At 59.5% G+C, this 22,446-nt stretch carries 21 protein-coding genes and 1 pseudogene; 6 read left to right on the top strand and 16 right to left on the bottom strand.

Annotated elements, in window-relative coordinates; all coding sequences use genetic code 11:
* The first annotated feature begins 39 nt into the window (after positions 1 to 39).
* Positions 40 to 798: an EF-hand domain-containing protein gene (xopAW, locus tag AO388_RS01765; protein WP_003433090.1), complete on the top strand. Its 759-nt coding sequence runs from the start codon at positions 40 to 42 to the stop codon at positions 796 to 798.
* A gap of 45 nt (positions 799 to 843) precedes the next feature.
* Here the strand turns inward: xopAW and AO388_RS01760 are convergent, their stop codons facing one another.
* The 9 genes from AO388_RS01760 to AO388_RS01720 form a co-directional block, all read right to left on the bottom strand.
* Entirely contained in the window at positions 844 to 1,890 is a 1,047-nt protein-coding gene (locus AO388_RS01760; protein ID WP_044308390.1) for an AI-2E family transporter, read from the bottom strand.
* Between the two features lie 69 nt (positions 1,891 to 1,959).
* Positions 1,960 to 2,778: a DUF4892 domain-containing protein gene (locus AO388_RS01755; protein ID WP_058415983.1), complete on the bottom strand. Its 819-nt coding sequence runs from the start codon at positions 2,776 to 2,778 to the stop codon at positions 1,960 to 1,962.
* 139 nt (positions 2,779 to 2,917) lie between these two features.
* On the bottom strand, positions 2,918 to 3,772 hold the full coding sequence (locus AO388_RS01750) for an alpha/beta fold hydrolase (protein ID WP_003433093.1): 855 nt from the start codon (positions 3,770 to 3,772) through the stop codon (positions 2,918 to 2,920).
* Positions 3,769 to 4,578, bottom strand: coding sequence for an alpha/beta fold hydrolase (locus AO388_RS01745; RefSeq protein WP_003366732.1), 810 nt, complete (start codon positions 4,576 to 4,578; stop codon positions 3,769 to 3,771). Before AO388_RS01745 ends, AO388_RS01750 begins: the two co-directional genes overlap by 4 nt.
* 136 nt (positions 4,579 to 4,714) lie before the next feature.
* The gene (locus AO388_RS01740; protein WP_058415982.1) at positions 4,715 to 5,194 is read right to left on the bottom strand and encodes a hypothetical protein; all 480 of its coding nucleotides are present in this window, start codon (positions 5,192 to 5,194) and stop codon (positions 4,715 to 4,717) included.
* A gap of 119 nt (positions 5,195 to 5,313) precedes the next feature.
* Positions 5,314 to 5,757: a hotdog fold thioesterase gene (locus AO388_RS01735; RefSeq protein ID WP_003366728.1), complete on the bottom strand. Its 444-nt coding sequence runs from the start codon at positions 5,755 to 5,757 to the stop codon at positions 5,314 to 5,316.
* A gap of 62 nt (positions 5,758 to 5,819) precedes the next feature.
* Positions 5,820 to 6,275, bottom strand: coding sequence for a phosphohistidine phosphatase SixA (gene sixA, locus AO388_RS01730; RefSeq protein ID WP_058396468.1), 456 nt, complete (start codon positions 6,273 to 6,275; stop codon positions 5,820 to 5,822).
* The gene (locus AO388_RS01725) at positions 6,272 to 6,562 is read right to left on the bottom strand and encodes a DUF4389 domain-containing protein (RefSeq protein WP_235591891.1); all 291 of its coding nucleotides are present in this window, start codon (positions 6,560 to 6,562) and stop codon (positions 6,272 to 6,274) included. The genes sixA and AO388_RS01725 overlap by 4 nt, the downstream gene beginning before the upstream one ends.
* Before the next feature lie 78 nt (positions 6,563 to 6,640).
* On the bottom strand, positions 6,641 to 7,666 hold the full coding sequence (locus tag AO388_RS01720) for an NAD(P)H-dependent glycerol-3-phosphate dehydrogenase (RefSeq protein WP_003433101.1): 1,026 nt from the start codon (positions 7,664 to 7,666) through the stop codon (positions 6,641 to 6,643).
* 283 nt (positions 7,667 to 7,949) lie between these two features.
* Between AO388_RS01720 and AO388_RS01715 the strand changes: the two genes are divergently transcribed.
* The 3 genes from AO388_RS01715 (at position 7,950) to fabB (ending at position 11,858) form a co-directional block, all read left to right on the top strand.
* A complete protein-coding gene (locus AO388_RS01715) occupies positions 7,950 to 9,887 on the top strand; it encodes an ATP-binding protein (RefSeq protein WP_058415981.1) in 1,938 nt (645 codons plus the stop codon).
* 221 nt (positions 9,888 to 10,108) lie between these two features.
* The gene (fabA, locus tag AO388_RS01705; RefSeq protein ID WP_003316569.1) at positions 10,109 to 10,624 is read left to right on the top strand and encodes a 3-hydroxyacyl-[acyl-carrier-protein] dehydratase FabA; all 516 of its coding nucleotides are present in this window, start codon (positions 10,109 to 10,111) and stop codon (positions 10,622 to 10,624) included.
* Between the two features lie 10 nt (positions 10,625 to 10,634).
* Positions 10,635 to 11,858, top strand: a complete 1,224-nt coding sequence (gene fabB, locus AO388_RS01700) for a beta-ketoacyl-ACP synthase I (protein WP_003433104.1) — start codon at positions 10,635 to 10,637, stop codon at positions 11,856 to 11,858.
* Between the two features lie 147 nt (positions 11,859 to 12,005).
* On the opposite strand, the gene AO388_RS01695 is transcribed toward fabB, so the two are convergent.
* Entirely contained in the window at positions 12,006 to 12,734 is a 729-nt protein-coding gene (locus AO388_RS01695) for a dienelactone hydrolase family protein (protein WP_003366714.1), read from the bottom strand.
* 90 nt (positions 12,735 to 12,824) lie between these two features.
* The gene (gene htpG / locus AO388_RS01690; protein WP_003366712.1) at positions 12,825 to 14,732 is read right to left on the bottom strand and encodes a molecular chaperone HtpG; all 1,908 of its coding nucleotides are present in this window, start codon (positions 14,730 to 14,732) and stop codon (positions 12,825 to 12,827) included.
* 313 nt (positions 14,733 to 15,045) lie between these two features.
* Between htpG and AO388_RS01685 the strand changes: the two genes are divergently transcribed.
* Complete coding sequence (locus AO388_RS01685) at positions 15,046 to 15,306, top strand: hypothetical protein (protein ID WP_003366710.1); 261 nt, start codon at positions 15,046 to 15,048, stop codon at positions 15,304 to 15,306.
* A 78-nt stretch (positions 15,307 to 15,384) separates the two neighbouring features.
* Here the strand turns inward: AO388_RS01685 and brnQ are convergent, their stop codons facing one another.
* Positions 15,385 to 16,698, bottom strand: a complete 1,314-nt coding sequence (brnQ, locus tag AO388_RS01680) for a branched-chain amino acid transport system II carrier protein (RefSeq protein WP_003433107.1) — start codon at positions 16,696 to 16,698, stop codon at positions 15,385 to 15,387.
* Between the two features lie 371 nt (positions 16,699 to 17,069).
* Between brnQ and AO388_RS29515 the strand changes: the two are divergent.
* Positions 17,070 to 17,213: pseudogene (locus tag AO388_RS29515) on the top strand (GNAT family N-acetyltransferase); the annotation flags it as partial.
* A 99-nt stretch (positions 17,214 to 17,312) separates the two neighbouring features.
* Here AO388_RS29515 and sucD read toward each other — a convergent pair.
* From sucD to odhB, 4 genes are all read right to left on the bottom strand, one after another.
* Positions 17,313 to 18,194, bottom strand: a complete 882-nt coding sequence (gene sucD / locus AO388_RS01675; protein WP_003316562.1) for a succinate--CoA ligase subunit alpha — start codon at positions 18,192 to 18,194, stop codon at positions 17,313 to 17,315.
* Positions 18,194 to 19,360, bottom strand: coding sequence for an ADP-forming succinate--CoA ligase subunit beta (sucC, locus tag AO388_RS01670; RefSeq protein WP_003316561.1), 1,167 nt, complete (start codon positions 19,358 to 19,360; stop codon positions 18,194 to 18,196). Before sucC ends, sucD begins: the two co-directional genes overlap by 1 nt.
* A 208-nt stretch (positions 19,361 to 19,568) precedes the next feature.
* Positions 19,569 to 21,005 carry a dihydrolipoyl dehydrogenase gene (lpdA, locus tag AO388_RS01665; protein WP_003409846.1) on the bottom strand — a complete coding sequence of 479 codons (1,437 nt, stop codon included), beginning with the start codon at positions 21,003 to 21,005 and terminating at the stop codon, positions 19,569 to 19,571.
* Positions 21,006 to 21,177: 172 nt separating this feature from the next.
* Positions 21,178 to 22,410: a 2-oxoglutarate dehydrogenase complex dihydrolipoyllysine-residue succinyltransferase gene (gene odhB, locus AO388_RS01660; protein ID WP_003433108.1), complete on the bottom strand. Its 1,233-nt coding sequence runs from the start codon at positions 22,408 to 22,410 to the stop codon at positions 21,178 to 21,180.
* Positions 22,411 to 22,446 lie beyond the last annotated feature (36 nt).

The following is a 22,446-nucleotide window of genomic DNA, read 5'->3' as shown; positions in this document are numbered from 1 at the left end:
ACCGTTACCGGGTACATTCATCTCAGGGGAGTGAGACCAATGATCAGTGGGATAAGCAGCAGTTTCTCCAGCTACACCAGTTCGACCAGTGCAACCTCCAGCACCAGCAACAAGAAGTTTCAGGAAGAGCTGCTGGCCAAGCTGGACACCGATGGCGACGGCAGCATTGGCAAGAACGAGCTGAGCTCGGCCCTGTCGTCGAACAGCAAGGATGGCATCACTGTGAGCCTGAGCAAGGCATTCAGCGATCTGGACAGCAACGACGATGACAGCCTCGATGCCGACGAACTGGCCGCGATGACACCACCTCCGCCGCCGCCCATGCAGTCGGTCGATGAACAGGCAGAAGATCTGCTCGGCGCGCTGGACAGCGATGGCGATGGCGCCATTAGCAGCGACGAGCTGACCACCGGCCTGAGCAATGCGGGCAGTACGGCGAACAGCAGCCAGGTGTTCGATGCACTGGACACTGACGAGGACGGCACAGTCAGCCTTGAGGAGCTGGTCGCCGGTATGCAACCGCAACAGCCTCCTGCCGGTATGCCGCCTGCGCAGATGAGCACCTCCGGCAGTACTGACAGCGCCAGCCTGTTCAGTGCGCTGGACAGCGATAGCAACGACAGTATCAGCGCCTCCGAGTTGTCTGCCGCGTTGAAACAGAGTGACAGCACCATTGATCAGGGCAACACCAACCAGATTGCGACTCAGGCCTTGAACAAGATGATCGCCGCACTCAGCGAAAAATATGACACCCAGAGCAGCAAGCCGGTCGGCAAGTACCTGGATACCGCTGCGTAAAGCGAGGCTCCGCCGCCCGTCATGGCGCGGCGGAAACTTTCGCCGTCAGCGGCTGCGGGCACGCTCGCTGCCGACCCAGTCGGTCAGCAGGCTGTAGGCGACTGCCAGCAGCGTCGGGCCGATGAACAGGCCGATGAAGCCGAACGCCAGCAATCCGCCGAACACACCCAACAAGACAATCACCAGCGGCAGATTGCCGCCCCTGCTGATCAGGTATGGCTTGAGCACGTTGTCCACGCCACTGATGATGAACATCCCCCAGATGCCCAGAAATATCGCCATGCCGTACTCGCCCTGCCAGACCAGCCAGGCAGTGGCAGGCAGCCAGACCAGGGGTGGGCCCATCGGGATCAGACTGAACAGAAAAGTCAGAATACCCAACACCAACGCGCCGGGAATGCCCGCGATCAGGAAGCCGATCAGCGCCAGTACCGCCTGGGCCGCTGCCGTACCGATGACCCCGTTGACCACGCGTTGCACCGTGCCAGCGACCAGATCCAGATAATACTGGGCGCGCTCCCCGATCAGGCGCTCCAGCAGGCTGAGCACGAATGCGGCCAGGCGCGGACCGTCCCTGTAAAAAAAGAAGGCGAAGACGATGCTCAGGGTCAGTTCCAGAATCCCGCTGCCAATCTGCGCACTGCGTGCCAGCACCCAGTTACCGACCTGACCCAGATGCGGTTTGAGCGTCGCCATGAACGCCGCGCCTTGCTGATCGATGGTGGTCCACAGCGCTACCAGTCGTTCGCCCACCAGCGGAATACCCGCCAGCCATTGCGGTGGATCGGGCAAGCCGTCGACCTGAATATCCTTGATCAGGCCTGTAGCGTCACGCACATGGTCGGCGAGATTGAAGCCCAGCCATACCAGCGGCGCCGCGACCAGCAGCATCCAGCACAGGCACATCACCAGCGCGGCCAACGACTCACGGCCCTTGAACCAGCGGGTCAGCAAACGCATCAACGGCCAGCTGGCGAAGGCCAGTACCGCGCCCCAGACCAGCGCCGACCAGAACGGCGCCATCACCCAGAGACAGGCACCAAACAGCGCCAGCAGCAGAATCTGCACCAACAGACGGTCATTGTTGAACATGCGCTATCCACTAAAAAGGATCAGAGGGAGCGAGCATAATGGCGAACCTGCGCGTCCGCCATCGCTGTTCTAGCGGATAACCTCGATCTTGAGCCCTTTGCCTTCAGTGACGCCCGCCTCGAGCCGGGCAGCGCGAACACCTTTGGCGATCAGGGCGTCAAGCCAGGCGCCGGCACTGGGTCCGGACACCGTGGCGCGCAGGCTGCTGTCCTGATTGAGGGCGCGGGAAACGAGGGTAATCCAGGCATCCTGTGGTTCGCCGCTCAGACGGGGCAGTTCCAGCTTGCCGGTGCTTCGCAGCTGGCGCAGCAAGGTGGCCGAGGTCGGCAGCAGTTCGCCCAGTGGCGCAGAGGATTCAAACTGCTCGACATGCAGGTAGGCCCGGCGGTTGCCACGGGTGATGCTGTAAAGCGCTACCAGCGTGTCGCTGCGCGGCTCTGCCAGACGCAGCAACAGGTAAGCCTGGCGGTCATCCGCGCCATACAGTTTGGCGTTGCCGAACACTTCGTTGGCCCACAGGCTGCTTTCTCCGCAGTCGCGCGCCTGGCACCAGAACAACAGCTCGGCGCCCTGCTGCTGCAAGGTTTCACGAGCCGCGGTGAAGGCGTCGTCGGAAGTCCGCTCTGCAGGTAACTGATAGGTGACCGACGTCAGATTGCCACGCGCACTGACCTGGCCGTCGAAACGCAACTGGCCGCTGATCTTGCGGATCGAGCCCATGGGATAGACCCGTTCGAGCTCGGCAGCCTGACGATAATCGACGATTTCCGTGTCGGCCAGACGCGGCAGGATCTGCAGATCGCTGCTGCCTGGTACATCGGCGGCGCACAGCACAGCGCTGAACATAGACATGCACAAGGCAACAACGGGAACACTTGATAAACGCATGAGTGCTCTCATTGGCAGGCAAGCAGGGAGTGAAAATATAAAAGATCGCCAGCGAGGCGGTCACCAGAGGCTGCGGATTGATCCATCACGGTTGACTCCTGTTTCAACCCGTCCAGCGTCGGCAGTTGCCGGTCTCAAGTCAAGAAGCAGCGAAGAAGCGATTGATACAGTGTGCAACAGCGCTCGCACCCTGCTGGTCATCCAGGTGCAGATGATGGCCACCTTCAAGCTGCACGACGTCGAAAGGCAGTCCGGACAGCACAAGCTGGTTTTTCGCCAGCATACCGCCCGCAGCGACCAGCAGTTGCGTCGGGCAACGGATAGCATTGACGAAAGACATTGCCTGCTGATGCGTGAGACGTATCGCAGACGGCAAGGTCAGGCGACTGTCGCTGCGCCAGGTATAGCCGCCGGGTACCGGCATCAGGCCGCGCTGCGCGAGTAATTCTGCAGCCTCGCGACTGACCGGAACGGTGCCTTTCATTCGCGCCTGGACAGCGCGTTGTAGATCTTCGTAAACCGGCTTTTTCTTGCCCGACAGCCTGAGCTGTGCCTGCATGGCCGAGCCCATGCGCTCGGCAGCGGATTCGGGGTCACTGGTCAAGGGAATCAAACCATCGATCAGTGCCAGCCGCGTGATGCGCTCCGGCAACGACCCGGCCAGCAATACCGAAATGATCGCGCCCAGCGAATGCCCCATCAGGGCGAAGCGCGGCCAGCCCAATTGCTCGGCGACCTGCAGCACATCAAACACATAGTCGGCCAGCGCATAGGACGCCCCGGCAGGCCGATGCCCTGAATGACCATGCCCGGCCAGATCAAGCGCCACAATGCGCAGGCCCTCCAGTTGCGGTGCCAGACGGGCAAAGCTGTTGGCGTTGTCGAGCCAGCCATGCAGGGCAATCACCGGCTGGCCGTCCTCGGGGCCGTAAAGATGCGCCGCCAGTTCGATATGGCCCAGATTGAAACGCACCTCCTCCACGGTAAACGTCACGCCGTCACCCTTGAGGCGTTGCGCGCGTCCCAGCGAGCCAGCAGCGTCTTGAGCAGCAATGCGGTTTCATCCGGTCGTTCAAGGGGAAACATGTGCCCTCCGGGCATGGACAGGTATTCGCCTTCGCGCATGCGTCGGGCCAGATAACCATGATGAGGCATGATCACCCGGCTATGTTTGCCGCGCACCATGGCCAGCGGCACCTTGAGTTGCCGTGACGGCATTGGGCTGGTGTGCGGGATACTGCGGTAGATGCTGATCTCGGTCGCCGGGTCGAAACGCAGACGCCACTGCCCGCCGTCTTCGCGCAGACCATGTTGCAGGTAGGCGGTCAGGCAGTCGGGATCGAAGCGGCTGAACAGGGTCTTGCCCGCGAAGTAGGCGCGTGCCGACTGCAGATCGTCAAACGCCTCACGCCGGCCCAGGGTGCGACCCGCTGGCGTGATGCGGTCGATAAAACCCAGCCGCTTGGCAGCGCGTATGACTAACTGATCAGCCAGCCCCAGGACCGGTGAGTCGAGCATCACCACGCCCCGATAGAGTTCCGGGCAGCGCAATGCGGCATGCAGGTGCAACACGCCGCCGAGCGAGTGCCCTACCCCCCACACCGGGCCCGGCTGCTCACGCAGATGGTGGAGCAACTCATCGACCAGATTCAGCCAGTTGTCATCTACCGGAAAACGCGGATCATGGGCGTGTTGCTCAAGATGAGCCACCGAATACTCCGGCGCCAGCGCGCAAAACAGCTTGTTGTACGTCGCTGAAGGGAAGCCATTGGCGTGAGCAAAGAACACGGGTTGCGACATGCCAATACTTCCATGAGCGGGCGAGTCACGATTGTGCCAAGTTGCTTTGCAGATCGGCAATGACTGGAACCGCCATCGCAGGTGTCACTCCGGCCATCAGGATTACCCGATACGGCGGTCGGAGCGGCGTGAAGGCCTATAAAGCTTGGGTAAAACGGTCCAGGCAAGCCTTTATATAGGCGACCTGAAAACCAAAAGACTGTTTGGCAAGGGCCTTGGCCTCAGCAGAGGGCTTGGCCTTTCTGAAATCCAGGATGGCTAACTGCATGGCTTGTACTGCGACATCCGACAACGGCTGGAACAGCGCGAGGGCACCATTGTCGGGAAACTGGACCTTCAGCTTGTCGAACAGCATGTCGGCATCATCACGCAAGGCCATGAACTCGGCTGAGGTCATCAGGTTATCCGCATAGACCGACTTCAAGCGCTTTTCCAGATTCAATTCACCGTGTTGCGGTGGAGCCTTGGCAGCAGGCGGAGTTGCAGCAGATATCGGTTGACCGGTGAGTATTCCGCCAAAGGGCGGTGAACTGCCCGGCAAAGCAGGCGTTTCAGACGCAACCGTCTGTTCAGGCGCAGGGCTCTCTCCGGGTGAGGCTGGCTTTTCTTCGGTCATTATCAATCCTCCTGAGAATGAGTGCTCCCTCCAGGGAACACTCAAACACTAAGAGAAAAGATACCCTCTCACAACGGCCAAACCGGACCTGAGAATGCGTCCGTAATAGCTGAAAACACTCAATTGACTGGAGGCTCTTTGCCATGCGGTACAACGGCCACCGTCAAGCGCGAAATGCAGCTTGGCTTGCCTTCGTCGTTGCTGATACGGATGTCCCACACATGCGTGGTCCGGCCTATATGCACGGGCCTGACCACACCGGTGACACGGCCGGCACGCACACCGCGCAAATGGTTGGCGTTGACCTCCAGCCCGACGCAGAAGTACTTGCTCGGATCGACTATCAGATAACTGGCCATCGATCCCAGCGACTCGGCCAGGACCACGGATGCGCCGCCGTGCAGCAGTCCGAAAGGCTGGTGGGTACGTTGATCGACCACCATGCTGGCCGTAAGGGAATCATCGGTGAAAGACTCGAAGCGAATGTCCAGCACCTCGCCAATGGTGTTCTTTTGAGCCGCCATGAGGGCTTCGATATCGGGAGCCTGACGCCATATGCTCATGCTAAATCCTTTTTCCGGAAGAGCCGCATTCGCGGCGGTCATTCATTGCTCGCACAGACCGTTCAGACGTGCCTGACGCTGTTGAGGCGCATCCCGCCTGCCACTAAGAACTCGCCTTCCAGCTCGGCAAGACTGGCCGTGCTCATCGGCTCGGCCTGCTGCGGGCTGCCGTGCGCCAGTACCCCGATCAGTTCGCCCACCAGAGGCTGATGGCTGACCAGCAGCACTTCGTCGACACCCAGCTTGTCCAGTTGCGCCAGCACCTCACGCGGGCTGCCGTCGGGTGTAAGCCAGGGCGCGGTGACGATCGAGTCATCGAATGCCAACGACTGACGCACCAGCTCGGCAGTCTGTTGTGCTCGCACGTAGGGACTTGCGATGATCCGTTGCACGGGCTTGTCTGTCAGGTGCAGCGCACTTTTCAGCACTTCCTCACGTCCGTGTGCAGTCAACTCGCGTTCGGCATCACTGCGCGCCCGCGACTGCGCTTCGCCATGACGCAGTACCCAAACCTTCATGGCCTTGGCTCCTCATCGCGCACCGGCTGGGCCGCTGGCGGGACATGATGGGCCGCCTCGCCTTCGGGCGCGCGCGGCGCTGGCCAGTCGCCGAAAGGCCAGGGTTTGTGGTCGCTGTGAAAGGTCCCGAAGCGACCGATCTGCGCCAGGTACTGGCTGATGCTGTCGCCGAAGTTCATCAGGCCGCCATTCGGCGCGCCGTAAATCAGGCGATAAACCAATTGCACCAGCACCACGCCCGCCAAAATGATTTGCGCGACGTGCCATACACCCAGAAACAGCAGCATCCACAGAATGCGCAGCAGGATCGATTCGTTGTGCTGGATTTTCGATTCGTTCAAGACCTTCTCCTGATCAGACTGAATTCAATTAAAGCCGGTAATCGAAATGAAATCGACGTCCGTCTTGGGCTCGGCCCGCATCAGTGCCTCGATGACCTGGCTGAGCGTACGGCCTTCAAAAAGAATCGCATGCAGCCCGGCGACCAACGGCATGTAGACCTGCACTTCCTGCGCCTTGACCTTGAGCACCTTGAGGGTGTTCACGCCCTCGGCCACCTCGCCCAGGCGGGTGACCGCTTCATCCAGCGTCAACCCCTGGCCCAGCGCAAAGCCGACCTGATAGTTGCGGCTTTTCGGCGAGGAGCAGGTGACGATGAGATCGCCCACCCCGGCCAGGCCGAGAAAGGTCATCGGGTTGGCGCCCTGGCTGACCGCAAAACGGGTCATTTCCGCCAGCGCCCGGGTGATCAGCATGCTCTTGGTGTTTTCGCCCATGTCCAGCGCCACCGCCATCCCGGCAATAATCGCGTAGACGTTCTTCAGTGCCCCGCCCAGCTCGACACCAAAGCGGTCATTGCTGGCATAGACGCGAAAGGTGCGCCCGTGCAATGCAGCCTGAACCGCCTGACACAGCGCTTCGTCTTCACTGGCAACCACTGTTGCAGTCAACGCATGCTCCGCGATTTCCCGCGCCAGGTTGGGCCCGGACAACACGCCGATACGCGCCTGCGGGACGATCTCTTCGAGGATCTGACTCATCAGCTTGAAGCTCTGCGCTTCAATTCCCTTGGTCAGGCTCACCAGCATCTTGCCATTGAGGCGCTCGACGTGAGGCGACAGCACCGAGCGCAGGGCACTCGATGGCAAGGCGACGAAGATCAGTTCGCTGGCGTCGAGCACAGTCGTCAGGTCGGTGACCGGCTCGACTTCAGGACGAATCTTGATACCCTTGAGGTAACGGGGGTTTTCACGATTGACGCGAATGGCCTCAGCCTGCTCCGGATCGCGCATCCACTGACGAACCTGATGGCCGTTCTCGGCCAGCAGATTGGCAATGGCCGTACCGAAGCTGCCACCGCCAAGCACCGCGACGGGTTGCTGTGTGGTCATAAAACTATCCATCCAGAGCCATTCAAGTGGCGATGCCGTCATTATACGGAGCAACACGTTATCAGCCAGCGACAAAGCTGATCTGTTATGCACGCAGGATGGCATCCATCGACAAGTTCGCTGGAAACACGCGCCATCTCGGTTAACATGCGCGCACAGCATGAATCATCACGAATCGGCCCTGCCTTGTGCAGCCGGTGCGATTCGCGACCACCGGGCGAACAGGCATGGACGCATCAATCGAACCACCTCCGCAGTGCGTTGCGCGCGAGGCCCACAGTCGATGAAGTTTCGGCATTGGGACATCAATACCCGCACACAGATCATCAGCCTTGGCCCTGCCCTGTTGCTGACAGCTCTGTTGATCAGCTTTTTTACGTTCGTGCGTATTCAGGACCTGCGTCAGGAGCTCAATCACACCGGGCAACTGATCGCCAATCAGCTGGCGACTGCGGTCGAGCCAGGCGTGACCTCGGGCGATATCGAAGGGCTCAAGGCGTTGATGCGCGCCACCTTGTCCATGCCCAGCGTTCGCTATGTGGAAATTCAGGACAGCTCCAACACCGCCGTAATCTACATAGACCAGCCGCGCGAAAACGAGCAGCAGACCCGGCAGATGGAAGTGTTTCTGGCCCCCGTTCAGCCGCAGCGCACCACCATTCATGGCAATCCAGGCACGCCCGCCGCAGGGAAAAGCCAACCCGCGCAAGGCGCTTCACAGAGTTATCTGGGCCGGGTGCTGGTAGGTATGTCCAGCGAAGCATTCAGCCGACGTCAGCAAGAGATCCTGCTCAAGGCTGGCGTCCTGGCGATGGTGGCCTTGCTGTTCGCCTTTCTGCTGGCGCGCAGCCTGGCCTTGAGCCTGTCCAGACCCATCAGCGCTATGGGCGAAGCCCTCAAGGCAATTCAACAGGGCGATTACCACACGCCCATGCCGGTCAGCGATGATGCCGAGCTGGGTGCGCTGGCGCGGCACATCAACAACCTGGCGGAGAACCTGCACCGCGCCAGCCTCGAGCAGCAACGCTCGGTGGCACAACTGATCCAGACCCGGGAAGAAGCCGAACAGGCCAACCGCGCCAAATCGGATTTTCTGGCCATGATGAGTCACGAACTGCGTACGCCCATGAACGGTGTACTGGGCATGTTGCAGTTGCTGGAAACCACGCAGATGACCCACGAGCAGAGCGAGTACGCAACGCTGGCGACCGAATCCACCGAGCATCTGCTGCGGGTCATCAACGACATCCTCGATTTTTCCCGCATCGAGCGCGATGCCCTGCAAATGGAAGGCATATCGTTCAACCTGGCTGAACTGGTCAGCGCCTCGACCCACGCCTTCAACCACAGCGCCGCGCAACGCAAGCTGCTGTTGGAACTGCACATTCAGCCAGGTCTTGAGGCGATAAACGTCATAGGCGACCCGACCCGCATTCGCCAGATTCTGGTGAACCTGATCGGCAACGCGCTTAAATTCACCGAGCAAGGCAAGGTCTGCGTCGACGCAAGGTGGGCAATGCTCGACGATGAGCGGCTGCACTTTACCTGCGCGGTTCAGGACAGCGGCATCGGTATCGACGCCGAGCGACTGGAGTCGATGTTCGATGCGTTCAAGCAGGCCGACAGCTCGATTTCCAGACGTTACGGCGGCACGGGTCTGGGGCTGCCGATTGCGCGGACCCTGGCCGAACGCATGGGCGGCACCTTGCACGCCGAAAGCGCGGAAGGTTCGGGCTCGCTGTTCACACTGCAGATCCCCCTGCCCGTCTCGCGCGACGCTTCGGTGGATATTGCCAAGCCGCTGTCGATACTCGATGCACATGGCCGGGAGCGCAGCATTCTGCTGGTCGAAGACAACCCCGTGAACCGCACGGTGGTGCAGGCCATGTTGCGTAATCTGGGGTGCGAGGTCGACATCGCTGTCGACGGTGCCGAAGCGGTGGCGAAGGCAAGCGCAGGCAACCACGCGCTGATTCTCATGGATTGCCGACTGCCGGTCATGGATGGCTATGAGGCCACCCGTCGAATCAGGCAACTTTCCGGGCTGGAGCGAATCCCAATCGTTGCCCTGACGGCCAACGCGTTACAGGGTGATCGGGACGCCTGCTTGCAGGCAGGAATGGATGATTACCTGCCCAAACCCTTCAAACATGCTGATTTACAGCAGGTTTTACAGCGCTGGCTGTCCTTTGAAGCACCTGTGACTGGCGATAAATGTTAAATTGCGGCAGTCTTGGCATCCAGATCGGCCAGCAAAATCGGCTGAATGACAAAATTCAGTGTACAGGTGTACCTTGATTTCACCTGCGCTGTGACTTTCATTACAACGCAACAGTCTATGAGTAGGCTGCCGGACAGGGTCCTGGCGAAAATAACACGCCAGAACTGGCGTTCGGGCCAGTGGCGCCACAACCTGCCGCACAAGATTATTGAGGAGCTCGCATGACCAAACAACACGCCTTTACCCGGGAAGACCTGCTGCGCTGCAGTCGTGGCGAGCTGTTCGGCCCAGGTAATGCGCAACTGCCCGCCCCCAACATGCTGATGGTTGATCGCATCACGCACATCAGTGATGAGGGCGGCAAGTTCGGCAAGGGTGAGTTGGTCGCCGAACTGGATATCAATCCGGACCTGTGGTTCTTTGCCTGCCACTTCGAAGGTGATCCGGTCATGCCTGGATGCCTGGGCCTCGACGCCATGTGGCAGTTGGTCGGTTTCTATCTTGGCTGGCAGGGCAACCCCGGCCGTGGTCGTGCCCTGGGTTCAGGCGAAGTGAAGTTTTTCGGTCAGGTGCTGCCTACCGCCAAGAAGGTCACTTACAACATCCACATCAAGCGCGTCCTGAAGGGCAAACTGAACCTGGCCATCGCCGACGGTTCGGTCAGTGTCGACGGTCGCGAAATCTATACCGCCGAAGGCCTCCGGGTCGGCGTGTTCACTTCCACTGAAAATTTCTAAGGGTACTCGCATGCGCCGCGTCGTTATCACTGGTCTGGGTATTGTTTCCTGCTTGGGCAATGACAAAGACACCGTCACCGCTAACCTGCGTGCTAACCGCCCTGGCATCCGCTTCAACCCGGAATATGCCGAAATGGGTCTGCGCAGCCAGGTTTCCGGCTCCATCGACCTGAACCTGGAAGAGCTGATCGATCGCAAGATCTTCCGTTTCGTCGGCCATGCGGCAGCCTATGCCTACCTGGCGATGAAAGACGCCATCACCGATTCGGGCCTGACCGACGAGCAGGTTTCCAACGTGCGTACCGGCCTGATCGCCGGCAGCGGCGGCGCCTCGACCCTGAACCAGATGGAAGCGCTGGACACCCTGCGCGAGAAAGGCGTCAAGCGCGTCGGCCCGTACCGCGTCACGCGGACCATGGGCAGCACCGTTTCGGCCTGCCTGGCCACGCCGTTCAAGATCAAGGGTGTGAACTACTCCATCTCGTCCGCCTGCGCCACCAGCGCGCACTGCATCGGCAACGCTGTCGAGCAGATCCAGCTGGGCAAGCAGGACATCGTCTTTGCCGGTGGCGGCGAAGAAGAGCACTGGAGCCAGTCGTTCCTGTTCGACGCGATGGGTGCACTGTCCACCCAGTACAACGAAACGCCGGAAAAAGCCTCGCGTGCCTACGACGCCAAGCGTGACGGTTTCGTCATTGCCGGTGGCGGCGGCATGGTCGTTGTCGAAGAACTCGAACACGCTCTGGCGCGTGGCGCGAAGATCTACGCAGAGATCGTCGGCTACGGCGCGACCTCCGATGGCTACGACATGGTCGCACCAAGCGGTGAAGGCGCCATTCGTTGCATGAAGATGGCGCTGGGCGACATCGATTCGGGTGCCATTGACTACATCAACACCCACGGCACCTCGACTCCGGTCGGCGACGCCAAGGAGATGGAAGGCGTGCGCGAAGTATTCGGCGCCAACGCTCCGGCGATCAGCTCCACCAAGAGCCTGTCGGGCCACTCGCTGGGCGCCGCAGGTGTCCACGAAGCGATCTACTGCCTGTTGATGATGGAAAACAACTTCATCGCAGGTTCGGCCAACATCGACGAACTGGACCCGGTGGTTGCCGACATGCCTATCCTGCTCAAGACTAAGGAAGATGCGAAGATCGATCTGGTCATGAGCAACAGCTTCGGCTTCGGCGGCACCAACGCCACGCTGGTCTTGAAGCGCTGGGCGGGCAAGTAATACCGCTTTTGCGACAAACAAAGAAGGCGCCTTTCGAGGCGCCTTTTTTGTGAATGGGGAAAAGTGGCTGGTGTTCTCCGGTATGCCCACGCGGAGCATGGGCACGATAGTGTTCTCCGGCACGCCCTAAGCGCGATAGGTATTCATTCAGCCGAACACTTCTTTCAGCAAATCATGCATCGACTTGAACGCGCGGTTCGACACTTTGGCGTCGTACATCATCATGCCCGGCACGTTGGCGTGCGGATCTGTGAAGGAGTGGAATGCACCACCGTAGCTGTACAGTTGCCAGTCCACGCCAGCGGCATTCATCTCGTCTTCGAAAGCCGGCAGTTGCTCTTTCGGCACCAACGGGTCAGAAGCACCGTGCAGGACCAGCACCGAGCCCTTGATGTTTTTGGCGTCAGCCGGGTTAGGCGTATCCAGCGTGCCGTGGAAGGAAATCGCGGCTTTCAGTTCAGCACCGGTACGCGCAAGCTCCAGAGAGCAGCAGCCGCCGAAGCAGAAGCCGAAGGTTGCGATTCTGCTTGAGTCCAGAGCCACATCCCCCTGGCTCAACAACTGGTCGAGTCCTGCCTGCATACGCTTGCGCAGCAGGCTGCGATCGTTCTTGAGCGGCGTCATGGCAGCGCCCGCCTCGTCATTGTTACCGGGGCGAATCTGCTGACCATACAGGTCAGCCAGCAACACGACATAGCCCTCGGCTGCTACCGCTTTGGCGATGTCTTCGGCGCCCTTGCTGACGCCCATCCAGTTGGGCGCCATCAACAGACCTGGCTGTGCAGCAGTAGCATGGGTGTCGTACACCAGACGGCTTTCATAGGGCTGACCATCAATCTGATAGACCACAGAACGAATTTCGATATTGCTGCTCATTACTGACTCCTGATCGTTGGAGAGATGAAAGACGTGTCGCGGGAACTGAAACAAAAAACCCGCCGAGGCGGGTTTCTTGTCAACCGGCTATCAAACCGACAGTTCTACCAGCAACTTGTTCAGACGGCGCACGTAAGCGGCCGGATCCTTGAGGCTGTCACCGGCGGCCAGCGCGGCCTGATCGAACAGGATGTGCGACAGATCGCCGAAGCGGTCTTCGCTCTGTTCGGCATCAAGCTTGCCGATCAACGGGTGAGCCGGGTTGAATTCGAAGATAGGCTTGGAGTCTGGCACCTTCTGCCCGCTGGCCTCCAGAATCTGACGCATTTGCAGCCCCATATCCTGCTCGCCAATGGCCAGAATCGCAGGCGAATCGGTCAGACGATGGGAAACCCGCACTTCGCTCACCGATTCACCCAGCGCGGCTTTCAGGCGCTCGATCAGGCCTTCCTTGTCCTTGGCGATCTCTTCCTGAGCCTTCTTGTCCTCTTCGGAGTCAAGATTGCCCAGATCCAGGTCACCACGCGCCACATCCACAAAGCCCTTGCCATCGAAGTCGCTCAGGTAGCTCATCAGCCACTCGTCGATACGATCGGTGAGCAGCAGCACTTCGATGCCCTTCTTGCGGAAGACCTCAAGGTGCGGGCTGTTCTTGACCTGTGCGTAGGATTCGCCAGTGAGGTAATAAATCTTGTCCTGACCTTCCTTGGCACGCGCCAGGTACTCGGCCAGAGAAACGCTCTGTTCGCCGCTGTCGTCGGACGTCGATGCGAAACGCAGCAGACCGGCAATTTTTTCCTTGTTGGCGAAGTCTTCTGCGGGACCTTCCTTGAGGACCTGACCAAAGTTTTTCCAGAAACCCTTGTACTTCTCGGGCTCGTTTTTCGCCAGCTTCTCCAGCATGTCCAGCACGCGCTTGGTCAACGCCGACTTCATCGAGTCGATGATCGGGTCTTTCTGCAGGATTTCGCGAGAAACGTTCAGCGACAGGTCATTGGAGTCGACCACGCCCTTGACGAAGCGCATGTACAGCGGCAGGAACGACTCTGCCTGATCCATCACGAACACGCGCTGGACGTAAAGCTTGAGGCCACGCGGCGCTTCACGCTGATACAGATCGAACGGCGCACGCGCAGGCACGTACAGCAGCGAGGTGTATTCCAGCTTGCCTTCGACCTTGTTATGGCTCCAGCTCAGCGGGTTCTCGTAGTCGTGCGCGACATGCTTGTAGAACTCCTGATACTCCTCGTCCTTCACCTCGGTGCGCGGACGGGTCCAGAGTGCGCTGGCGCGGTTGACGGTTTCCCACTCCAGCGCCGGCGCCTCCTCGCCTTCGGCTGCCGGAGCCTGCTCTTTGGGCAGTTCGATCGGCAAGGCGATATGGTCGGAGTATTTCTTGATGATGTTACGCAGGCGGTAGCCGTCAGCGAATTCCTCTTCACCGTTTTTCAGGTGCAGAACAATGCGGGTGCCACGATCAGCCTTGTCGACGGTGGCAACTTCGAACTCGCCTTCGCCCTTGGAGGACCAGTGCACGCCTTCGCTCGCTGGCGTGCCGGCACGGCGGCTGAACACTTCGACCTGATCGGCTACGATGAACGCCGAGTAGAAGCCCACGCCGAACTGACCGATCAGGTGCGAGTCCTTCTTCTGGTCGCCCGACAGGTTTTTCATGAAATCAGCGGTGCCGGACTTGGCGATCGTGCCCAGGTGGGTGATCACGTCTTCACGGCTCATACCGATGCCGTTGTCTTCAAGCGTAACGGTCTTCGCGTCCTTGTCGAAGCTCACACGAATTTTCAGCTCCGCGCCGCCTTCCAGCAACTCGGGCGTGGACAACGCTTCAAAACGCAATTTGTCGACCGCGTCAGACGCGTTCGAGATCAATTCGCGAAGGAAAATTTCCTTGTTGGAATACAGCGAATGGATCATGAGGTGCAGCAGTTGCTTTACCTCGGTCTGGAAGCCCAGGGTTTCCTTTTGAGTTTCCACACTCATAATCATCAAACTCCGATCTGGATGGTATAAGCCGTCACGGTCAGGCAGCAGCCTGTGTGACAGCGGGTAGTCATCAAGGTGGGGGCTGGGTCGAGGATTTCAAGAGCCCATGATGCGTGGAGCATGTTTCGTGCACCGGGCACAAGGCGAACCGGCTTGCTCGGCGCTCACCGGAAAGGCTCATGATCGGCCCGGTTTCATCAGTGTGTAACGGCCGTGCAACAGCGCTCCCCATTATTGTCGTCACGGGTGGAACTTAACTCGCGGGGGCAGGCTCTTAGGCTCGTGAATACTTAATAAGGAGAAACACCCCATGCGTAAATCTTTAGCCTATGCCTTGATGCTTTCTGCCACCCTGGGCCTTGCCGCCTGTGACAAAAAGTCCGAAAACACTCAGCAAGATGCCAACAAGGCAGCTCAGCAGTCCCAGGAGTCGATGGAAAAGGCTCAGGAAAAAGTGAATGACGCGGCCAAGGAAAGCCAGGAAGCCGCTCAGAAGAACGCTGAAGCCGCTCAGCAGCGCGCCAATGAAAACGCCGACAAGGCGCCAGAAGCAGCACCAGCCACCAAGTAAGGCTGATACGCTCGCAGAACTAAAAAGGCCCGCTTATAGCGGGCCNTTTTTCCTGCGCAATCGTCTAACGCACGGCCTTCAAGCCAGCGCCTCGCTACGCTTGCCCATGGCCCTGTCGACCACCACCGCGACCACCAGCGTGACAACAGCAGGCACCAGCCACGCGAGCCCCTGATCACCCAGCGGCAGATGGCTCAGAACATCGGGCAGCGCGTCGGCGAAACCGGCGCCCTTCAGCGCATCGATCAGGCCAAACACCAGCGAAACCAGCATCACAGGTGCCACTACGCGTCCCTGGCTCTGCCAGAGTTCCTTGCAGAAGCTCAGCGCGACCAGAACGATGCACGGCGGATAAATCGCCGTGAGCACCGGAATCGAAAACTGGATCAGTTTGGTCAACCCGAGATTGGACACCAGCAGCGAGAACACGGCGAGGATAATCACCAGCGTTCTGTAGGACAGCGGCAGCACCTTGGCAAAGTATTCGGCGCAGGCACAGGTCAGGCCTACTGCAGTGACCAGACACGCCAGGGAAATCAGCACGGCAAGGAACCCGCTGCCCAGCGAACCGAAGGTGTGTTGCACGTAGGCATGCAGAACCGCTGCGCCATTGCTCGCACCGGCCGCCACGGCGTGGCTGCCGGAACCAAGGCGAAACAGACTGACATACACCAGCGCCAACCCCACCCCGGCGATCAGCCCGGCAATGATCGCGTAGCGAGTGATCAGACGGGGCGATTCGACACCGCGAGAGCGGATCGCATTGACGATAACGATACCGAAGACCAGCGCCCCCAGCGTATCCATGGTCAGGTAACCATTGATGAACCCCTGGGAAAACGGTGCTGCGGCGTACGCGGGCTCCGCCTCCCCTATTCCGCCCGCCGGCAAGGCGAATGCCGCAATGCCCAGAACCGCCAGCGCAATGATCTTCAGCGGCGCCAGAAAGCGTCCGACGGTATCGAGCAAGCGCCCCGGGTACAGCGAAACCCAGAACACCACCAGAAAATACACCAGGCTGTAGAGAAACAATGCCATCGGGGTGTCGCCGGTCAGAGGTGCCAGGCCGACTTCGAACGATACCGTGGCGGTACGTGGCGTGGCGAACAGCGGACCGACCGCCAGATAGCAGACGGCAGCGAGCGCCCCGCCAGCGATCTTGCCAATCGGACTGCTCAGGGCATCCATCGCGCCGCCGACCCTGGCCAGAGCAATCACGGTAATGACCGGCAAGCCAACCGCAGTGACCAGAAAGCCCAGCGCTGCCATCCACACATGCGGCCCGGCTTGCAGGCCAACTATAGGGGGAAAGATGATGTTGCCAGCCCCGACGAACAGGGCAAATGTCATAAAACCGAGTGCCAGGATGTCCTGGCCTTTCAACACTTTCATTACGAGGGACCACACGGAATCGAAAAAGGGATGGGACGTCACCCATGAATGGGGCAGACGCAGCCCGTCGGCGTAAGACGTGGCAGTACCTTGCGAAACGCCCCTCGTGAGGGCAACGCAAAAACGGCGGACAGGGTAGCCAACTTCGCTCGAAAATGCACTGTCTCAGGGCGAGTCACCCGACAACGCACCCTGAACTGGCAGCTGCAAAAGCCGCTGTAAAACGAGAAATGCCTGACAGACCAACCGTTTCCTGACAGATAGATTGGGCCTCCTCTCTATACCCGGCAGCTTATTTCCATGCCTGACATCACCCATCCGAGTGCGATACCCACGCCGACCCTGTATTCGCCACGCCTGGTCCTGCGCCCCTTAATGAAGCGTCGTGCCGCCTGTCGCGGCGCGAAGGCATGCGCCTTGTGACCGTTCAGGAAGCACAGTTTGTTTGCGGGACCACTCAGGAACAGATATGGGAATTGACCTGTCAGGAATGGCAGATGAATAACAATCGATAGACGCAAGCAGCACAAGGACGCACCGCTGCGTTTTTCAGCGGCCCAAACAAAAGCCACCCGAAGGTGGCTTTTGTCGATTACCCGAAAAGCAAGCGAGGCTTACTTGGTCGGCCAACCGGTCAGCTCGGCCAGGGCCTTGCCGATGTCTGCCAGGGAGCGCACGGTTTTCACGCCAGCGTCCTGCAGTGCAGCGAACTTCTCGTCTGCAGTACCTTTACCACCCGAGATGATTGCACCGGCATGGCCCATGCGCTTGCCCGGAGGAGCAGTCACACCAGCGATGTAGGAAACAACCGGCTTGGTCACGTGCGCCTTGATGTAGGCAGCGGCTTCTTCTTCAGCCGAACCGCCGATCTCGCCGATCATGACGATCGCTTCGGTCTTCGGGTCTTCCTGGAACAGCTTCAGGATGTCGATGAAGTTCGAGCCCGGGATCGGGTCACCGCCGATACCGACGCAGGTGGACTGGCCGAAACCGGCGTCAGTGGTCTGCTTCACAGCTTCGTAAGTCAGGGTGCCGGAGCGCGACACGATGCCTACCTTGCCTGGCAAGTGAATATGACCTGGCATGATACCGATCTTGCACTCGCCCGGAGTGATGACGCCTGGGCAGTTAGGGCCGATCAGGACCACACCCAGCTCGTCGCACTTGACCTTGGCTTCCAGCATGTCGATGGTCGGGATGCCTTCGGTGATGCACACGATCAGCTTGATGCCGCCGAACGCTGCTTCAAGGATGGAATCCTTGCAGAAAGGAGCCGGAACGTAGATGACGCTGGCGGTTGCGCCAGTGGTGTCTACCGCTTCTTTCACAGTGTTGAACACTGGCAGGTTCAGGTGCGTGGTGCCGCCCTTGCCTGGTGTCACGCCGCCAACCATCTTGGTGCCGTAGGCAATGGCTTGCTCGGAGTGGAAGGTACCTTGCGAACCAGTGAAACCCTGGCAGATAACCTTGGTGTCTTTATTGATCAGGACGCTCATTACTTGCCCTCCGCGGCTTTGACAACTTGTTGAGCAGCGTCGGTCAGGCTGGTAGCCGCGATGATGTTCAAACCGCTTTCTGCCAGTACTTTAGCGCCCAGCTCAGCGTTGTTGCCTTCAAGGCGAACAACAACCGGGATTTTAACGCCGACTTCTTTCACTGCGCCGATGATGCCTTCGGCAATCATGTCGCAACGAACGATACCGCCGAAGATGTTGACCAGAACTGCAGCGACGTTGGCGTCGGACAGAATGATCTTGAACGCTTCGGTAACACGTTCCTTGGTGGCACCGCCGCCAACGTCAAGGAAGTTTGCAGGCTTGCCGCCATGCAGGTTGACGATGTCCATGGTACCCATGGCCAGACCGGCACCGTTGACCATGCAGCCGATGTTGCCTTCCAGCGCAACGTAGTTCAGTTCGAACTTGGCGGCGTGAGCTTCGCGAGGATCGTCCTGCGAAGGATCGTGGAAGCCCTTCAGCTTTGGCTGACGGTACATGGCGTTGGCGTCGATGTTGATCTTGGCGTCCAGGCAGTGCAGATCGCCGTCAGCCTTGATCACCAGCGGGTTCACTTCCAGCAGTGCCAGGTCATGGTCCTGGAACAGCTTGGCCAGACCGGTGAAGATCTTGGCGAACTGAGTGACCTGCTTGCCTTCCAGACCCAGCTGGAATGCCAGATCGCGACCCTGGAACGGCTGAGCGCCAACCAGTGGATCGATGGTGGCCTTGAGAATCTTTTCAGGAGTGTCGTGCGCGATCTTCTCGATGTCCACGCCACCTTCGGTGGAAGCCATGAACACGATACGACGGCTGGAACGATCGACCACAGCGCCCAGATACAGCTCTTTGGCGATGTCGGTGCAGGACTCGACCAGGATCTTGGTCACTGGCTGACCGTTGGCGTCAGTCTGGTAAGTCACCAGGCGCTTGCCCAACCACTGTTGAGCGAACGCTGCAGCGTCTTCCTTGCTGCGAACCAGCTTTACGCCGCCCGCTTTACCGCGACCACCTGCGTGAACCTGGGCTTTGACGACCCACTCGGTCCCGCCGATCTTGTCGCAGGCTTCTGCTGCTGCTTCCGGGGTGTCTACCGCGTAACCCTTGGATACTGGCAGGCCGTACTCAGCGAACAGCTGCTTACCCTGATACTCGTGAAGATTCATGCTTATTACCGTCTTCGTTTAGGTACTGCGCATTCGGTGCTGCACGTCGGCGTGCCGCACCACCTGTGACCGCTACTCCGGGTGGACTCCGCAAGTGCCGTGGGACACTCATGAAGCCGCCTGAGAGGTCGAGTCCGGCGCAGATTCCGCGGTAAGCCCTGCTTGCAAGGCCAACGACGGGCACTGCGCCGTGGTTTCTCTTGTTGTCTTAGCGTTTCTTGCGATTCTGGATATGGATGGCGCCGCCATTCACAGCCAGTGCAGCTTCATGCAGCGCTTCGGACAGGGTCGGGTGCGAGAAGACCATCATGCCGATGTCCTCTGCGCTGCTGCCGAATTCCATCGCGATTGCGCCCTGCTGTACCAGTTCTGCAGCGCTCGGGCCAATAACGTGAACACCCAGTACGCGATCGGTCTTGGCGTCGGCAATGATCTTGACGAAACCGCCGGTGTCATTGGCTGCCATGGCACGGCCGCTGGCTGCGAACGGGAACGTACCGACGTTGACTTCAACGCCTTCGGCCTTGAGCGTCTGCTCGGTCTTGCCGACCCAGGCGATTTCCGGGTGGGTATAGATAACCGACGGGATCAGGTTGTAGTTCATCTGGGCCTTGTGGCCCTTGATGCGCTCGACAACCATGATGCCCTCTTCCGAGGCCTTGTGCGCCAGCATCAGACCGCGAACCACGTCACCAATGGCGTATACGCCCGGAACGCTGGTGGTGCAGTAGTCATCAACGTAGATGAAACCGCGCTCGTCCAGATCGACGCCGCTGTCCGAAGCCAGCAGGTCAGTGGTAACCGGACGACGGCCCACGGCAACGATCAGACGGTCGAAGGTGATCGACTGTTCGCCGGCAGCGTCGGTGTAGCTGACCACAACCTGCTCGCCTTCGACCTTGGAACCGGTCACGCGAGCGCCCAGCTTGATGTCCAGGCCCTGCTTGTTGAAAGTTTTCAGCGCTTCCTTGGAAACCGCTTCGTCGGCTGCCGGGATGAACTTCTCCAGCGCTTCCAGAACGGTAACCTGGGCACCCAGGCGAGCCCAGACAGAACCCAGTTCCAGACCGATCACGCCAGCGCCGATCACGCCCAGACGCTGTGGAACCTGTTGGAATTCAAGAGCACCAGTCGAATCGACGATGACTTTCTGGTCAACAGGCGCTGGCGGAATGTCGATAGGACGCGAACCCGAAGCCAGGATCACATGATCCGCTTCAATGATTTCGACAGTGCCATCGGCTGCGGTCAGTTCAACTTTCTTGCCGGCCAGCAGTTTGCCGTGGCCCTGCAACGTGGTCACGCCGTTGGCTTTGAACAGGCTGGCAACGCCGCCGGTCAGGCCTTTGACGATGGTCGACTTGCGGCCGATCATCGCTGGGACGTCGATGTTCAGTTCAGAGGTCGAGATGCCATGCACGCTGAAGCCGTTCTTGGCTTCATAGAATTTCCAGGAGCTGTCGAGCAGTGCCTTGGAAGGAATGCAACCCACGTTCAGGCAGGTACCGCCGAGGGCCAGTTTGCCCTCCTTGTCCTGATACTTCTCGATGCAGGCAGTCTTGAGACCAAGTTGCGCAGCCTTGATGGCGGCAACATAACCGCCAGGGCCTGCGCCAATCACTACCACGTCGAATTTCTGGGACATAAAAAAGAATTCCTCTATAGCTGCGAGCTTTAACCTGCAAGCTGCAGGCAGGTCTGTGATGCTTTACAGACGAGCGTTGCAACCTGTTCATTAGATGTAATCTGCAAGACCCGGGCTGTGCGACAGACTGCGCTCTTGCGCAGCCTGTCGTGTGCAGCCCGGGGCTGCGTCATCAAATATCCAGCAGCAGACGAGCCGGATCTTCCAGCAGGTTCTTGATGGTCACGAGGAAGGTTACCGCTTCCTTGCCGTCGATCAAACGGTGATCATACGACAACGCCAGATACATCATCGGGCGAATCACAACCTGACCATTGACCGCCATCGGACGCTGCAGAATGTTGTGCATGCCCAGAATTGCAGCCTGTGGCGGGTTGACGATCGGCGTCGACATCATCGAACCGAAAGTACCACCATTGGTGATAGTGAACGTACCGCCGGTCATCTCGTCGATGGACAGTTTACCGTCACGGGCTTTCTTGCCGAAGGTGGCGATGCCGCCTTCGATTTCAGCCAGGCTCATGTGCTCTGCGTTACGCAGAACCGGTACGACCAGACCGCGATCGCTGGAAACCGCGACACCGACGTCAGCATAGCCGTGGTAAACGATATCGGAACCGTCGATCGACGCGTTGACGGCCGGGAAGCGCTTCAGCGCTTCAGTGGCAGCCTTGACGAAGAACGACATGAAGCCCAGGCGTACGCCATTGTGCGACTTCTCGAACAGGTCCTTGTACTTCGAACGCAGTGCCATGACTTCGGTCATGTCGACTTCGTTGAAAGTGGTCAGCATCGCCATGTTCGACTGGGCTTCGACCAGACGCTTGGCAACGGTTGCACGCACGCGGGTCATCGGCACACGCTTCTCGGTGCGATCGCCAGCAGCGACCACAGGAGCCGCGGCGGCAGCAGGCTTGGCGGCAGGCGCAGCGGCCGGAGCGGATTTCTTCGCTTCAACTGCAGCAACCACGTCTTCCTTGGTGATACGGCCGTCTTTACCGGTGCCCTTGACGCTGGCCAGGTTGATGCCGTTTTCTTCAGCCAGTTGACGCGCAGCAGGCGCAGCAATCGGGTCTTCTTCGCCAGCGCCGGCAGGTGCAGCGGGAGCCGCAGCAGGAGCCGAGGCAGGCGCGGCCGCAGCGGCAGCTGGCGCAGCAGAAGCAGTAGCACCAGCGTCCAGCGTTGCAATCACTTCGTTGGACAGGACAGTGCTGCCCTCGCCTTTCACGATCGATACCAGCACGCCGTCGGCTTCGGCCAGTACTTCGAGAACGACCTTGTCGGTCTCGATGTCGACCAGCAGCTCGTCACGTTTTACCGCATCGCCCGGCTGCTTGTGCCAGGTGGAAATGGTGCCGTCGGCAACGGATTCCGGGAAAGAGGGGGCTTTGATCTCGATAGCCATTATCTGTAATTCCTTAATTCGGTTTCTAATGCTCGA

This window comes from Pseudomonas sp. ICMP 10191 (genome assembly GCF_001467335.1).
Taxonomy (GTDB): Bacteria; Pseudomonadota; Gammaproteobacteria; order Pseudomonadales; family Pseudomonadaceae; genus Aquipseudomonas; species Aquipseudomonas cerasi.
Note: the sequence above shows the minus strand (reverse complement) of the source record. Positions and strands in the feature narration are given on the sequence as shown.

Excerpts from the sequence above, each read along its gene's own strand:
- xopAW (WP_003433090.1), top strand. The coding sequence starts at position 40 with ATGATCAGTGGGATAAGCAGCAGTTTCTCCAGCTACACCAGTTCGACC.
- AO388_RS01760 (WP_044308390.1), bottom strand. The coding sequence starts at position 1,890 with ATGTTCAACAATGACCGTCTGTTGGTGCAGATTCTGCTGCTGGCGCTG.
- AO388_RS01755 (WP_058415983.1), bottom strand. The coding sequence starts at position 2,778 with ATGCGTTTATCAAGTGTTCCCGTTGTTGCCTTGTGCATGTCTATGTTC.
- AO388_RS01745 (WP_003366732.1), bottom strand. The coding sequence starts at position 4,578 with ATGTCGCAACCCGTGTTCTTTGCTCACGCCAATGGCTTCCCTTCAGCG.
- AO388_RS01740 (WP_058415982.1), bottom strand. The coding sequence starts at position 5,194 with ATGACCGAAGAAAAGCCAGCCTCACCCGGAGAGAGCCCTGCGCCTGAA.
- AO388_RS01735 (WP_003366728.1), bottom strand. The coding sequence starts at position 5,757 with ATGAGCATATGGCGTCAGGCTCCCGATATCGAAGCCCTCATGGCGGCT.
- sixA (WP_058396468.1), bottom strand. The coding sequence starts at position 6,275 with ATGAAGGTTTGGGTACTGCGTCATGGCGAAGCGCAGTCGCGGGCGCGC.
- AO388_RS01725 (WP_235591891.1), bottom strand. The coding sequence starts at position 6,562 with ATGCTGCTGTTTCTGGGTGTATGGCACGTCGCGCAAATCATTTTGGCG.
- AO388_RS01720 (WP_003433101.1), bottom strand. The coding sequence starts at position 7,666 with ATGACCACACAGCAACCCGTCGCGGTGCTTGGCGGTGGCAGCTTCGGT.
- AO388_RS01715 (WP_058415981.1), top strand. The coding sequence starts at position 7,950 with ATGAAGTTTCGGCATTGGGACATCAATACCCGCACACAGATCATCAGC.
- fabA (WP_003316569.1), top strand. The coding sequence starts at position 10,109 with ATGACCAAACAACACGCCTTTACCCGGGAAGACCTGCTGCGCTGCAGT.
- fabB (WP_003433104.1), top strand. The coding sequence starts at position 10,635 with ATGCGCCGCGTCGTTATCACTGGTCTGGGTATTGTTTCCTGCTTGGGC.
- AO388_RS01695 (WP_003366714.1), bottom strand. The coding sequence starts at position 12,734 with ATGAGCAGCAATATCGAAATTCGTTCTGTGGTCTATCAGATTGATGGT.
- htpG (WP_003366712.1), bottom strand. The coding sequence starts at position 14,732 with ATGAGTGTGGAAACTCAAAAGGAAACCCTGGGCTTCCAGACCGAGGTA.
- AO388_RS01685 (WP_003366710.1), top strand. The coding sequence starts at position 15,046 with ATGCGTAAATCTTTAGCCTATGCCTTGATGCTTTCTGCCACCCTGGGC.
- brnQ (WP_003433107.1), bottom strand. The coding sequence starts at position 16,698 with ATGAAAGTGTTGAAAGGCCAGGACATCCTGGCACTCGGTTTTATGACA.
- sucD (WP_003316562.1), bottom strand. The coding sequence starts at position 18,194 with ATGAGCGTCCTGATCAATAAAGACACCAAGGTTATCTGCCAGGGTTTC.
- sucC (WP_003316561.1), bottom strand. The coding sequence starts at position 19,360 with ATGAATCTTCACGAGTATCAGGGTAAGCAGCTGTTCGCTGAGTACGGC.
- lpdA (WP_003409846.1), bottom strand. The coding sequence starts at position 21,005 with ATGTCCCAGAAATTCGACGTGGTAGTGATTGGCGCAGGCCCTGGCGGT.
- odhB (WP_003433108.1), bottom strand. The coding sequence starts at position 22,410 with ATGGCTATCGAGATCAAAGCCCCCTCTTTCCCGGAATCCGTTGCCGAC.